Source organism: Pectinatus brassicae, assembly GCF_014201835.1.
Taxonomy (GTDB): domain Bacteria; phylum Bacillota; class Negativicutes; order Selenomonadales; family Selenomonadaceae; genus Pectinatus; species Pectinatus brassicae.
The window spans coordinates 38,932-53,692 of sequence record NZ_JACHFH010000021.1 but is presented as its reverse complement, the minus strand read 5'-3'; the positions used below and the strand labels follow the sequence as shown (position 1 = coordinate 53,692).

The 14,761-nt window shown below is 37.7% G+C and carries 12 protein-coding genes; 4 read left to right on the top strand and 8 right to left on the bottom strand.

What is annotated here, in order from left to right:
• The 8 genes from HNR32_RS09020 to groES form a co-directional block, all read right to left on the bottom strand.
• Nucleotides 1-221 (bottom strand): POTRA domain-containing protein (locus HNR32_RS09020; RefSeq protein WP_311636692.1); only part of this gene is annotated, 221 nt, incomplete at its 3' end.
• Entirely contained in the window at nucleotides 187-357 is a 171-nt protein-coding gene (locus HNR32_RS09015) for a hypothetical protein (protein ID WP_183861838.1), read from the bottom strand. The genes HNR32_RS09020 and HNR32_RS09015, both read right to left, overlap by 35 nt.
• 198 nt (nucleotides 358-555) lie before the next feature.
• Nucleotides 556-1,206 carry a hypothetical protein gene (locus tag HNR32_RS09010; protein ID WP_183861836.1) on the bottom strand — a complete coding sequence of 217 codons (651 nt, stop codon included), beginning with the start codon at nucleotides 1,204-1,206 and terminating at the stop codon, nucleotides 556-558.
• A gap of 87 nt (nucleotides 1,207-1,293) precedes the next feature.
• Nucleotides 1,294-4,428: a hemagglutinin repeat-containing protein gene (locus tag HNR32_RS09005; protein WP_183861834.1), complete on the bottom strand. Its 3,135-nt coding sequence runs from the start codon at nucleotides 4,426-4,428 to the stop codon at nucleotides 1,294-1,296.
• Nucleotides 4,429-4,440: 12 nt separating this feature from the next.
• Nucleotides 4,441-6,480 carry a beta strand repeat-containing protein gene (locus HNR32_RS09000; RefSeq protein WP_183861832.1) on the bottom strand — a complete coding sequence of 680 codons (2,040 nt, stop codon included), beginning with the start codon at nucleotides 6,478-6,480 and terminating at the stop codon, nucleotides 4,441-4,443.
• 83 nt (nucleotides 6,481-6,563) lie between these two features.
• Entirely contained in the window at nucleotides 6,564-7,868 is a 1,305-nt protein-coding gene (locus HNR32_RS08995) for a filamentous hemagglutinin N-terminal domain-containing protein (RefSeq protein WP_183861830.1), read from the bottom strand.
• A 558-nt stretch (nucleotides 7,869-8,426) separates the two neighbouring features.
• Nucleotides 8,427-10,058 carry a chaperonin GroEL gene (gene groL / locus HNR32_RS08990; RefSeq protein ID WP_183861828.1) on the bottom strand — a complete coding sequence of 544 codons (1,632 nt, stop codon included), beginning with the start codon at nucleotides 10,056-10,058 and terminating at the stop codon, nucleotides 8,427-8,429.
• A gap of 39 nt (nucleotides 10,059-10,097) precedes the next feature.
• Nucleotides 10,098-10,382 carry a co-chaperone GroES gene (gene groES / locus HNR32_RS08985; RefSeq protein ID WP_183861826.1) on the bottom strand — a complete coding sequence of 95 codons (285 nt, stop codon included), beginning with the start codon at nucleotides 10,380-10,382 and terminating at the stop codon, nucleotides 10,098-10,100.
• Nucleotides 10,383-10,697: 315 nt separating this feature from the next.
• Between groES and HNR32_RS08980 the strand changes: the two genes are divergently transcribed.
• From HNR32_RS08980 to whiA, 4 genes are read left to right on the top strand one after another with little or no spacing between them, the layout of a single operon-like run.
• The gene (locus HNR32_RS08980; protein WP_183861824.1) at nucleotides 10,698-11,522 is read left to right on the top strand and encodes a Cof-type HAD-IIB family hydrolase; all 825 of its coding nucleotides are present in this window, start codon (nucleotides 10,698-10,700) and stop codon (nucleotides 11,520-11,522) included.
• A 39-nt stretch (nucleotides 11,523-11,561) separates the two neighbouring features.
• Nucleotides 11,562-12,455 carry an RNase adapter RapZ gene (gene rapZ, locus HNR32_RS08975; protein WP_183861822.1) on the top strand — a complete coding sequence of 298 codons (894 nt, stop codon included), beginning with the start codon at nucleotides 11,562-11,564 and terminating at the stop codon, nucleotides 12,453-12,455.
• A 27-nt stretch (nucleotides 12,456-12,482) separates the two neighbouring features.
• Nucleotides 12,483-13,802 (top strand): gluconeogenesis morphogenetic factor MgfK, encoded by a 1,320-nt coding sequence (gene mgfK / locus HNR32_RS08970; protein WP_183861820.1) that lies wholly within the window; start codon nucleotides 12,483-12,485, stop codon nucleotides 13,800-13,802.
• 15 nt (nucleotides 13,803-13,817) lie between these two features.
• Entirely contained in the window at nucleotides 13,818-14,759 is a 942-nt protein-coding gene (gene whiA, locus HNR32_RS08965) for a DNA-binding protein WhiA (protein ID WP_183861818.1), read from the top strand.
• Nucleotides 14,760-14,761 lie beyond the last annotated feature (2 nt).

Genomic DNA, 14,761 nt, shown 5'->3' with positions numbered 1-14,761 from the left:
CCATCTTTTAAATTTTGTTTAGGCACAATTATCTGACTGGTAACAAAGCCTCGCGCAATCATTTTATCTGACAGCATTTTAGATAACATACTGATACCCTTTGCCCCTATATACTGTCCCTTATACTGTTTTAACTCACCATTCATCCAGTTAAAACGCCTTGTACCATTATGCTCTATAACGAAATCACGAATTAAGAAACTGCGCTGTTCCTTTGGCAATACCAATACGCCATTTGCCTTGCTCGTTTTTTGCAATTGTACTGCTGGTGCATTTATTTGTTCTTGCTGCTGTTGGGCCTGCCGCTTTGTATTTTGATACTGATTTACTTCCTGCCCGGCTTAGGCAACAGCCCATACTGTATTACTAAAAGTACTAAAAAACAGTATTACCGCAATTATTATTTCCTTTTTTATCACTATTAACATCCTTGTTTATCTTAATATTTCACTTTACGCTTATATCTCCACCAAATAGTAGAGTTATTTTTTGGAACTAATTGAAATTCGTTTTTTTAACTTATTTTGTGTATTTTAATTCGAGAAGGGTACACCATTAGTCGGAAATAGAAATTAAGTCAGTAAACAAACAATCAAATATCCGTGCTTTTCCTTTCCCCTTTAATTCAGTCTCTACATCTTCGATTATTGTGTTAGCTAATTCACTTGTTATTTCTATATATCCATTTTGAAATAAAACAGCTTGCATTTTGTCAATCACATTTTTTATCTCTGTTGAATAAGTAGAAATATATTTAAAAACCCATTTATTTGTATGATTATCTAATATAGTTTCATTTATAAAAAAATAATAATAATTATCTAAAATACTTATAAATAAAAACAAATCTAATCGTTTCCCCCCTAAAGAATTAATCAATAAAATGTCATCATCTAAGATTAGTTGATTTTGATGTAAAAGAATTCTATATTCATAATCATTAGCAGATTCAAGATCTGTCCAGTCAATTACTTCATAGTCCTCAAAAATCTGAGCTAAAATTTCATTTATTTGATAACTATATGAACCATTTTCCGAATGCTCCCTTCTCTTTCTTACTAACCTTTTAATCTGAGTTGATAAATGATATTTCCGGTCACTGTACGATATATTTTGGGGATAATAAAAATATATCGTTTCTAAAATTTTGTCAAGTATTATCATCATTTTCTCCTTATCTTCATTTTCGGTTATCACCTTTATCAAAACGTTTATCTTTAAGTAATTTTTTTGCTGTCCGTGCGGATGCATCGCCTTTCCTAGCAGCGTTCTCAATATCTTTTAAAGATTTATCTAACCACTCTGCTGGAAATTCACGGTTAATACTTCCTTTTTTTCTTTTGCAATAACATCTTGTGCAATGGAGTCCCCCATTGAGGTATTCAAAATCAACCAATCATATGCTTTATTATATATCCATTCTCCAAACGCAGACTCAGCAGTGTATATAACACCCCAAACTACAACAGTTCCATTAACTAATACTTCAACTGCCCCTAATCCAGGAATATCATATGTCCCAGCAATTCCTTCAAAAAGGCTATTATTCTTTGTCCCATTAGCCGCGATTGAACCACCAGTCTGAGGACTTCCATTAGTCAATTTTGCCGTTGCTGAACCAATAACATAACTTGCCCATTGACGAACATCCGACGGAAGATTTTTTAATTCTTTTTGAAGGACTTCATTTAATCCCTCACCAAATCCTCCTGAAAGAGGATTTTCTCCACTCATTTTAGCCATAAGTGCGCCAAGGACTGTATGAAGAGCAACTTTATTAGGATCTCCCTCTTTCCAGCCTTTGCTATCACTTAGTTTATGAATTTCCTCAGCGGCTACTTCACCAAACAGACCTACCAGTTCTTGTTTTTCCTTAACTGTTTTTTTATTAAAAATTTTTCCTAATGTGTTTAACGAATTAGTAGTATCACGATTGAGTTTAGTTAAATCAGTAGTAGGATTACTACGAACTTCAATTTTACCATTTGAAATAGCTGATCTATTTGCAGTATTAGCCTCTCCACTTATAACAGTTCCAATATCTGGTGTAATACCCAGATCACCTAATTTCATGCCTATAGTAGGCTTATTGTTATAATTTGCACCTATACTACTTGCGCTATAGTCAGCTGTATTTTCTACATCGGAGTAGGTAAGTGTATCTGTAGATAGTTTATTTTTTTCCGGTGTTGCATTACTTGCTATTACGGCACCTTTTAAATCGGTATTTTTGCCGACGTTGATGTTAAAGCCGTCTTTTCCGGCATATATTCCGGCTTGTTCTGTACTGCTTTGGTAGTTGGAATCTATGCTGCCTTTGCTGATGGAGCCATGTTGCCCGGAATCTTTTTCGGTAATAGTTTTACTGCTTTTATCGTCGGGGGCTATTTTTTTTGTTTCTATACTAAGGTCTATACCGGCAGAATGACTCTGTTCGTCATAGTTATCTGTATCCTGCAGGGTTTTTATGTTTAGATTGCGGCCGACGTTCATGTCTACTTTGTTACCGCTGGCTTTGGCACCTATGATGTTGGTGTCTTCACCAGATTGTGTTTTCAGGGTGTCTTTGGCTGTGATGGTTGTTTGGGTATGGGTTGTTCCATTTTCTTTTATTTTTTCACTGTTTTTACTGGCACTTGCTGTATAGGTGATACCACCTGCCAGTCCAAAGGATGCCCCGATGCTGCTGGAGCTGGATTTACTGCTGCTGTCTGTTTTATTGCTGTTGTCAGCTGCTACTAAGTTAATATCTTTTTTGGCTTTGAGGGTAATGTTGTCTGCGTTTACGCTGCTGCCAACGATGTTGATGTCTGTTTTATCGGCTTTTATGTTGACATTGCCATTGGTTGTCAGGCTGGAGCCTACAGCTTGGGTGGTAGTGCTGTTAGTATGGCTTTCTGTTTTGCTGCTGCCAATGCTGACCTCTATGCTTACTGCTGATTTTATGCCATCTTTTTTTATTTTGTTTGCGGTACTTTTTATGCTGTTTGCTTCGTCAATGGCTTTTTTGGCATAAAGGGCTTTTAAGCGGTTGTCTTTTACTTGCCCGGCCCGTTTTATCGGTGCTGTAATGTTGGCGATATTTTGTGCCGCCATGCCTCCTAGTGATACACTAAGACCACTTTTTTTGTATTCGTAGTCTTCTTTGGTGTTATAGATGTTTTCTGCATTTTTTATATCTACTTGTCCAGCTTGTATGTTTATGTCTTTGTCGGTTATTATGTCACTGCCTTTTATGGCGGCTTTGTCACCTGCTTTTAGGTTCACGCTGCTATCTATACTGCCTACAGTGGATCCCAGCTGCTCATTGTTTGCTGTCTGCAGCAGTTCTTTACTGCTTTCTTTGCCGATGGTAAAGCCTATGCCGCCACCTGACAGGAATCCGGATTTTTGGACTTTATCATAGTGTAGTTCGTTGTTTGTTTCTTTTGTCGATTGGATGCTGATACTACCCTGGGCAGTAATATTAACATCACCTGTCCCTGCTATATTAGAGCCAGTAATATTTGTATCTTTACCACTTGATAGGCTGACGGTATTTCCTTCAATGCTGGTACTTTTAGCCTGCACCATATGGAGCCCGTCGATGGTGGTTTCGGTTCTGCTTCCTAGTATATCGCTGTCAGTTCTTTTATGGTTTTCTATTATGTCATTATTTTGCTGCCCGGCAGTAATGTTTATGTTTTTCCCTGCGGCTATGCTGATGTCTTTATCTGTTTGTATTGCAGCAGCTTTAGCTGTGATATCCTGCCCAGCTGTAATTGCAATATTACCTTTAGCTGTCAGTGAGCTGCCTACGTCTGTACTGCTGTTATCATGGCGCTTATTTTCGCTATCCCAGGTAGTTGTGTTATCTGAACCTGTTTTTACGGTGTTAATATTGGCATTTTGTCCCGCTGTGACTGTTATGCTGCCATTTTTCCCGGTACTGGTTACTATAGCGGCAGTTAGGTTTATATCACGCTTGGCTGCCAGTGATATTTTGCCGTCATCACCTGTTACGTTTACACTGCCGGCTTGTTTTATGTTGGTGGTATATCCATGCTTATTGGTCTGGGTTGTTATAACTGAATTTACATTTAAGTCCCGTCCTGCTGTAAGATCCATGCTGGTACCAGCCGTCAGTGTACCCGTATTATTAAGATCTTTTTCTGCTGCCAGGGCCACATTGGAGCCTTTGATTGTTCCACCAAAGTTATTTATATCGGTTGCGGATAGTTTTGCGGTATCACCAGCAATTATGGTTCCTGTATTTAGTATATCATTAGTTACTTTAAAGTTTACATTTTCCCCACTGATTACAGCTGCTCCATTAGCGGTATTATCGGCATCAGCTGCCAAATATACTTGTGGCACTAATGCTTTTACCACACTGCCATCTGGCAGTATTACTGATGTTTCTACCATCCATACTATGTCTGTTTTCAAATTGGCTTGCTGCTATTTAGATAAGGCTACGCCTACTTTTAGGGTATTGTCAGCCGCTGCATATTTAACGGCCGCATCCATCAGGGCTTTATATTGCTCATTATCTGAGGCATAGTCAGCTAAAAAACGACGCCCGGTCAATTCTAAAACCTGGTCATTTATAAGCTGTTCTCCGTAGTAACCATCGCCAAGACGTTTTTGAATATAGTTTGGATCCTGCTTCATCTGCTGGAAAAAATAATCTGATGAGAGGAATTTTTGTTGATTGGTATAGGCCGGATCTGTTTCCATAATGTAATTGGCAGCCACGTTTTTACTAATACTGTATAAGCTGCTGCCTGGTATACGCAAATCTACTGTGGGTATTGCTATAGAGTTAACAGCTGCTGTTGCTGTGTTTTGCATTTGTATATTGCTATAGTTATTGGCAGGTTTTGCTATATTGTATGGTATTGTACCACCAGTATAAATAACTGCTGGTACAGTAATATCTGTAATTATATCTGCCGGATTGTAATCGGTGGTACTGGTATGTGTGTCATCGGCTTTAAATCTAGGGTGATGTATCCAGTATGATGTTACGTTACCTATATCTTTTACGGTCTGTTTACCTTTACCATCAATGTTTTGCAAATTGCTTACCGCAGCGTTTAATGTTTTGCCTGCGGTAATACTGCTTTTGTCATTAATTAATGTATCAGCTGTTATGTTCATGCTGCCGCCACTGATTATTTGTGCGGGGTCACTTTGGGTAATAACATCCTGGTAGATGTATTCGTTATATGAGTATGTGTTAAAGCTAGTGTAATCGCCATTATCCGGCGTATGCAGATGCTGAATCTTGCCGCCAAAGATTATATATGCTTGTGAGTGGTCAGCTGGCTCACCATAACCGGAAAAAGGATATAAAAAGTTTCCTGAGCCTGAGGCTTTGTCATAATGGGTAGTGCTGATAAGTGTGTTGGCTGTGCTAAAATGGTTGTTGCTATTGTGGATAGTACCTGCTGCAATACTGCTGTCACCAGAAGCTTTAATATAGGCGCTGCTATTTTCAATAGCCCCGGCTTTATTTACAGCGTTATGTGATGCATCCAAACTGCCGCCTATGTATAAGTTTCCACCAGAAATAAGTGAGGCATGTTCTTTGTTGGTAATTGTTCCGGCAATACCTAAGTCCATTTTGTTTCTTGCGGCAATTACCGGTGAGGCCCCGCCATAAACTGCAATGTTATTAAGGTTATTTGCCTGCACTGCCAGATGGTCGCCGTATATCCGGCCGGTGTCATTATTATTGACAGTATTTCCCGTTATATAGGTTTGACTGCCGCCGTTTATTAAGCCAGAATTTGTTAATGTGCCCCTGCTCGTCAAATTTACTTTACCGGATTGTATCTGGGCAGAAGAAGTATTAGTTATATTTGCTGCAGTAAGTGTTAGGGAAGTATTGGATAAAATATTCTTTTGGTTAGTAATTGTACCATTTGTTGTAAGCGTAAGATTATTTTGTGCTTCAATACTGCCTGTGTTAATTACATCTTTTTGTAATGACAGGTCTAAGTCTCCGCCAGACAATATTTGACCTGCTGTTCCGCTGAGCTTATCCGCCTTGGCTGTTAATGAATCAGCACTGCTGATAGTACCATTACCGTTAGCAATATTATGCCCGGCTGTTAATTTCAGCTCGTGATTAGTCTTGATAGCTCCGGTAGTATTTAGTATATCCGCATCTGCTGCTATAGTGGCATTACTATTTTTACCAATAATTTTGATACTGCCTTTGGTATTATTTATATTATCGGCTGACATATCTAATGTATCGGCAACAATCTGTCCATTGGTATTATCTATAGTACTGCCTGCTTTAACGGAGGATTTTCCACCCTGTATTATGCCATTTTTGTTGTTTAACATCCCAGCAGCTGTCAAACTTATTTCCTGTTTGGCATACAATGTTCCTCCCTGCTGGACTATATCACCATGTTCGGTTTTGACTGTTATATTATCGCCTGCAACAGCTGTCCCACTTTGATAAATGTTATTTGCAGCATACATTTTGGTATTGCCAACACTGTTTAAAGTGTTGGTTGTTTTTATATTGCCACCTGATTCAAGATCAATGTTGCTGCCGGAATATGTCAGCTTTCCAGTGTTATATCTTTGCTGCTTGTTATACTTAATGCGCCTTGTACTGCTTTTAAGTCAGCCTTCTGACCACTATAGCTGCCAGCATTAATAAGCACGCTGCCATTACTTTCAATACTGCCATTATCTGTATTTAATACCCCGGTATTTATTACCATATCGCTTTGATTGAAATTTTTAATGGCGCCTTTATTATTTAGCGATGATGAAGCTATATTTAGTGTTCCAGCTTCAATATCGCCAGCACCTGCTTGTTTAATATCCGCAGCATTTATATTTATTTTTTTATCTGCTTTTATTACTCCATTAGTTGTTATGTTACCACTATTAAGAGAAAGATTTGATTGTGTATAGGTAATGCCTGTCCCTGCTTGATCTACACTGTTAGACTGTACAGCCATATCGCCGGTTGAATACAGCTTGCCGCTATTAATTACATCACCATTTTGATTAATAGTTATTGTTCCAGCCGTTGCTGAAAGCTGCCCGGCATTATTCACGCCGACTCCCTGCGCTGTACCAATAAGCTTAATACTATTGGCATACATACCGCCTAATGCAGCGACATCAAGACTTACGCCTTTATTTTCAGAGGATAATCCTGTCACTTTTCCGCTGGCATAGTCTATTTTGTTGTTGCCTGTTACGACATTTAAATCTTTGACCCATATCCCGGCATTTACTTGTACCGCCTGTGCCAGAATATCTGTCTTATCTACTGTGCTGGCATCAAGGCCTTGTCCATTGATGCTAACTTCCCCTTGGGACACACGAAAGCCGTCCAGTCTTCCATCCGGTGTGATTTGCGGCACACCAGTCGTAAGAACTGCACGGCTTGTATTTATATAACCAAAATTATTTCCACTTATGCCATTAGTATTGGCAATAATAAGCTCTGCCCGATTTCCGGCAACTTCCATATATCCATTTAACGTTGTCGGATTTGTACCTGTTACTTCGTTCAAGATTACTCTTGCATGCGAATTGCCAGCCAGATTATAGTTTCCCATTATAATCCCTGCCAATTTTGTTGTAGACATCTGGCCGCTGTTATTAAAAATTACGCCTTTTGCTCCCACCTGCAAATTTTTATACTGGTTATGTGATAAACCATGTCCATCGGGAGTACGAATATTTACAACAGTCAGACCATTAGCCGCCTGCGTCACCCCGGGATTTTTACCATTTGTCTTATCCGGTGTAATATCTGCAGCATACGCGCAGGTAGTAAATTGAATATAGGCAAGAACTGTTGCAACTGCCTTAAAAAAGATTCCTTCTTTTTGGATACATTTCATGTGTAATACGCTCCTTCGTATATGTACTGGATCTATATGTCATACTAAATTATGTAATATCTAAGTACTCTATATACTTATCTATATAACAAACTATCCTTGCCTGCTGTATAAATAACTATTTTTATCATTTTAATTTTTATATATTTTCAGATTATAAAGCTACCTTTCATATATAAAAATGATCTGTAAAACTTTTTATTATAATAACTTCATTGTTATTAACTATTTTTTTAAATAGTTCCTTTAATATTTTATTATATGTTTTCTCATTTGTATATAGTTTTCTGTTTTTTGTATTCTTTTAAATTTTTAGTATAATTCATTCAAAATCATAGATATTATTATACAAAATTTATTAATATTATTTATATTAGTATTTCTATTATATTGATAAATTTTTACATAACTTTACTATAATATTATTTAATTATTTTTTACTAAATAAAGACTAAAAAAACACTTTGTACAAGGCTCATAGCCCTGCACAAAGTGCTTTTGCTTATTCATATATATAATTGTAATTGCTAAACCTTTTATTATAAAAGATCTAACGTATTACATCATTCCTGGCATTCCGCCGCCCATGCCGCCTGGCATAGCTGGAGCTGCAGGATGTTCTTCTGGTTTATCTGCTACTAAGGTTTCTGTAGTAAGAACCATAGCAGAAATACTTGCAGCATTCTGTAATGCAGAACGGGTAACTTTAGCTGGATCAACGATACCAGCTTCTACCATATCAAGGTATTCACCAGTAAGAGCGTTGAAGCCTTTACCTGTGCCTGCTTTTTTAACATTTTCTACTACTACAGAGCCTTCAAGACCAGCATTGTCAGCAATCTGACGTACAGGTTCTTCGATAGCGCGTTTTACGATATCAACACCAGTTTTTTCATCGCCAGTAACTTCGATTTTATCAAGAGCTGGTAAGATATCGATGAAGGTTGTACCACCACCAGCAACAATACCTTCTTCAACAGCCGCACGAGTTGCATTTAAAGCATCTTCGATACGAAGTTTTTTATCTTTTAATTCAACTTCAGTTGCAGCACCGATTTCGATAACAGCTACGCCGCCGGATAATTTAGCAAGACGTTCCTGTAATTTTTCTTTATCAAAATCAGAGGTTGTTTCAGCGATTTGTTTTTTGATTTGTTCGCAGCGTGCAGTAATAGCAGCTTTATCGCCAGCGCCATCAACGATTGTGGTTTCTTCTTTGGAAGAACGAACCTGACGAGCACGACCAAGATCTTCGATTTCTACAGTATCAAGTTTTCTGCCGAGTTCTTCAGTGATAACCTGACCACCAGTTAAGATAGCAATATCTTCAAGCATTGCTTTACGACGATCACCAAAGCCAGGAGCTTTTACAGCTAAAGCTTTGAAGGTACCACGTAATTTATTTACAACGATGGTTGCTAATGCTTCACCATCAAGATCTTCTCCAATAATAACTATTTCTTTACCCTGTTTTACAACTTTTTCCAAGATAGGAAGAACATCGCTGATAGCGGAAATTTTACGATCAGTGATAAGGATATAAGGATCATCCATAACAGCTTCCATTTTATCAGTATCAGTTACCATGTATGGAGATATGTAACCGCGGTCAAATTGCATACCTTCAACAACGGAAAGGTTGGTTGCCATCCCTTTGGATTCTTCAACAGTGATAACACCGTCTTTGCCAACTTTTTCCATAGCATCAGCAATAAGGTTACCCATTTCACTGTCACCGGAGGAAATTGTAGCAACCTGAGCGATAGCATCTCTGCCTTCAACTTTATGAGCTTTAGCTTTTACTTCTTCAACTAAAGTTTTTACAGCTGATTCGATACCTTTTTTAATGATCATTGGATTAGCACCAGCAGCTACATTGCGCATGCCTTCACGAATCATAGCCTGAGCTAATAAAGTAGCGGTTGTTGTACCATCACCAGCTACATCATTTGTTTTGGTAGCAACTTCTTTTACAAGCTGTGCGCCCATATTTTCAAATGGATCTTCCAATTCTATTTCACGGGCAATGGAAACACCATCGTTAGTGATGGTAGGTGCACCGAATTTTTTATCAAGAACAACGTTTTTACCTTTAGGTCCAAGTGTTACTTTTACAGCATTAGCTAATGAATCAACGCCTTTTCCAAGAGCACGGCGAGCTTCTTCACCAAATAAAATCTGTTTAGCCATTATTAAAAACCTCCTGAATTTATATTTAAATAGTCGCTATTATTCAGCTACTGCTAAAATGTCGCTTTCGCGAACGATAAGATAATCTGCTCCATTAACTTTTACTTCAGTTCCAGCATATTTAGAGAAAATTATTTTATCTCCTACTTTTACTTCTGGAGCAACTTTTTGTCCATTGTCGAAAACTTTGCCTGTACCTACAGCTACAACTTCACCTTCTTGTGGTTTTTCTTTAGCTGTGTCCGGTAATACGATACCGCTAGCGGTTTTTACATCGCCTTCAGAAACTTTGATTACAACTCTGTCGCCTAATGGCTTAATCATTGTACGTTCCTCCTTATAAAAATTAAATTATTTTTTTATTTTGTTAGCACTCGTTTAAGTTGAGTGCTAACTACATTTCTTATAATAAATAACTTTCTGCAAAAAATCAAGTATTTTTGCAATTTTTTTCGAAAATTTTATTTTATAAAAATGCTTTGTTATCTATAAATCGCTTTATGATATAGATTGCTTTTTAAAAACCACTTTGTTATAATTTTTACAGTACTTGACCGTATTATTGTAAGCAAAGGGTGTGTTTGTGACACGCCCTATCTTTTTATTTTAAAATAACAATATATGAATTGAGGTATACCTATGGGAATTAAATTATTTGTTACAGATTTGGATGGTACATTATTAAATAATAATAATGTAGTTTCTGATAAAAATATTTCTGCCATAAAAGAAGCTATTGCGGCTGGTGTTATTGTCACATTTGCTACTGGCAGAATGTACAGTTCAGCTTTAAAATATGCCCAGCAAATTAATATAGATGTTCCTATTATCACTTATAATGGTGCTTTAATAAAATCAACCTCAAGCAAAATTTACCATGAGGATTTTATCGAGCCAGATGTTGTAACTGAGCTGGTAAACTATTGTGCACCCAAGGGCTGGTATTTATTAGTAGCCAGCAATGATGAAGTATATTTCCCTGATTATACTGAGCGTGCTGTTAATTATGAAAAAACTGCTGGTTTAAAAGGATTTCCTGTTGGCTGGGATAATTTAAGCCAAAAAACTGAAAATGTCGGTAAAATGCTGTTTGTGACGGAAAATTTTTGTCAAAACAAGCTTATTCTTCCCTCCCTTGAAGATAGTATAATAGAGGAAATTTCCCATAAATTTGCTGATAAATTGAACTTCGTAAAATCTAAACAAGGCCTTATTGAAGTCATAAAGCCTACTGTCAGCAAAGCCAACGCCTTACAAATTCTTGCCAAGCATTTTAACATTCCAATAGCTGAGGTCATGGCTATTGGCGACGCCAATAATGACTTGCCAATGCTTCATGCTGCTGGCAAAAGTGTAGCCATGGGCAATGCTGCTGATGACATTAAAGCCGTTTGCGATTATACTGTAAGCAGTAACGAAGACGATGGTGTAGCTGAGGCAATATACACCTATATTCTGAACTAAATTTATTACTATATAATATAATGATTGGATGTGATAAAAATGACTGACAACGATGATTTCCGTCTGGTAATTGTAACTGGCATGTCCGGCAGCGGCAAAACACAGGCTTGCCGCAATCTGGAAGATCTTGGCTATTTTTGTGTTGATAATCTTCCTCCAGTATTTATTCCTAAATTTGCCGAGCTTTGTCAGCATTCCGCCGGCCGTGTAAATAAGGTCGTTTTAGTAGTAGATACCAGAAGCCGCGAATTTTTTGATACATTTGTTCATGTAATACGACAAATGAATGAAGAAAATAAGCCTTTTGAACTATTATTTATGGAAGCGTCCGATGAAGTTATCATCAGACGTTATAAAGAAACCCGCCGTCGTCATCCCATGGCACCTAACTCACGCATTACCGAAGGAATAAATATGGAACGTGAACGTTTAGCGGGCGTACGCAATAAAGCCACATATATTATAGATACTTCAGCTTTATTAAAAAGCGAATTGAAGCAAAAAATAATTCGTCTGTTTGGTGATGACTACAACGAGCAAATGAATATAAATGTACTTTCATTTGGCTTTAAATTCGGCATGCCGCTTGATGCTGATATCGTTTTAGATGTACGTTTCCTGCCTAATCCCTTTTATATTGAAAAGCTCCGTCATAAAAGTGGTGCTGTCCCAGCTGTTGCTGAATATATTGCCAAATGGCCCGTTACCCAGCAATTTATGGAAAAACTCGATGATTTAGTGAATTTTTTAATTCCGCAATATATAAAAGAAGGTAAAAGTCAGCTTGTAATTGCCATTGGCTGTACTGGCGGCATGCACCGTTCAGTATTTATTGCCAGCCATTTATTCAATTTATTGAAAAATCGTGGCTATCTGGCTAATCTTGAGCATCGCGATTTGATGAAAAACGATGTTGCTGAACATATTCAATAACATCTGTTCATGAAGGAGATAAGATTGATGCATTTTTTTAAATGGCTATATCCGGGTATGAAATTTAAACGCTGGCTGTCGTTGTTTGCTGCTGGTGTTCTTTTAACGAGCATTGGTCTGACCATTGTTTTTAACTATAAATACATTGATGGTTTTGAAGATTTTATTTTTAAGATTGCCTATAGTATTATTGGCAGTTATAATTATACAGTTATAAATATTGTGGGATTTTTCATATCTGCCATTGGCATTTTAATAATGCTTGTTGCTATGCGCATGACAATACGTTCAATTATTACGGTACTATTACCTGATAATTCCGATAAACTGGTTGACCTGATCTATGAAAAACGCAAATTAGATAAAGGCCCTGCCATTACAGTAATCGGTGGAGGCACTGGCCTTTCCGTACTGCTGCGTGGCTTAAAAGAAGCTACTAACAATGTCACTGCTGTTGTCACCGTTGCTGATGATGGTGGTTCTTCTGGTCGTTTGCGTCATGAATTTAATATCATCCCACCAGGAGACTTACGTAACTGCCTTGTCGCCTTAGCTGATACTGAACCATTAATGGAAAAATTGTTCCAATATCGTTTTGAGGGTGATAGTGAACTAGCTGGACACAGTTTTGGCAATCTATTTATTGCTGCTATGACTCAGGTAACCGGGGACGTGGAAAAGGCACTTATGGAATCAAGTAAAGTTTTAGCCGTACGCGGTCGGGTTTTTCCTGCCAGCACTGCAAAAATAAAACTAAATGCCACTATGACTGACGGAACTATTGTCGAAGGCGAATCCCAAATACCATTAGCACACAAACAAATTAAGCGCGTACATATTTCTCCAAATAAAGTTGAGCCTGTCGCTTCTTCTATAAATGCCATAAAAGATGCCAATGTCATAATCCTTGGTCCGGGCAGCTTATATACCAGTATAATGCCAAATTTTCTTGTCGACAAGGTTGCCGATACTGTGAAAAAGAGCAAAGCTATAAAAATTTATATCTGCAATGTAATGACCCAGCCTGGTGAAACTGATAAATATACCGTTTCCATGCATGTTAAAGCAATTTTAGAGCATGCTGGTGTGGGCAGTGTTGATTATGTATTGGTAAACGATAAGCCGATTTCCAAGCCATTGCAAGATTTTTATGCCAAAAAAGGACAATATCCTGTTATTATTGATGAAGATGCCATTCATGATTTGGGTGTTGGCTTTGTCAAGGCTGATTTAATCAATGAAACAAATGTAATTCATCATGATTCGGAAAAATTAGCCCATAATATCATGCAAATGGCCTACGGTCTTAAAACTGACAGCAAACGGAAAAAACGTAAATTTGATTAATAGAGGTGTTATCTCATGCCCTCGTTTTCTACAGAAGTAAAAAATGAACTTGCCCATTTCAATGAAACAAATCTTTGCTGCATTAATGCTGAATTGTCAGCCTTATTGCGTATGAACGCATCTTTTTCCCTCAGTACACGTCATCGTCTTGGCATAAATTTCATAACAGAAAATGCCGCTGTTGGTCGAAGAGTACTTGCCTTCGTAAAGGGACTGTGCATTGATGACATTCAAACTGAACTGGTTGTTAAACGCTCCCGACGTCTCCATAAAAACAATCAATATACTATTCGTGTTATACCTTCTAACGCTGTAACCAATTTACTAGAAACATTAGGATTTATAAGCAATGACAGCTTTAATATGGGCAAAGACAATGCTCTTTTAAGTAAATATTGCTGTAAAGAAGCCTATCTGCGCGGCGCTTTTTTAGGTGGCGGCTCTGTTAACCGACCTGACGGCGGTTATCATTTAGAGTTATCAACCAGCAATTATGAATTTTCTCAACAATTATTATCATTATTCAAGCAATTTGGGTTTCCTGTCGGACACACCTCCCGCAAGGATAAATATGTATTATATCTTAAGGAAAGTGAAGCTATTATTAGTTTTTTGCGTATGATTGGCGCTGAAGAGGTTCTTGAAGATTTTGAAAGCACCCGCAATCTCAAAGAGGTTCGCAATCAGGTAAACCGCCTGGTCAATTGTGAAACTGCCAATTTACAAAAAACAGTAAATGCTGCCCTGCGCCAGGTACAAAATATATCAAAATTACTAAAGGCTGTTGATATTAAACAACTGCCGCTACCGCTGCAGGAAACGGCCACAGCCCGCATCAATAATCCTGATGCCTCCTTAACTGAATTGGCTGAAATACTGCATATCGGCAAATCAGGTGTCAATCACCGTCTGCGCAAATTAGAAACCATGGCCCTTGCGCTAAAGGAAAGTGAATAATA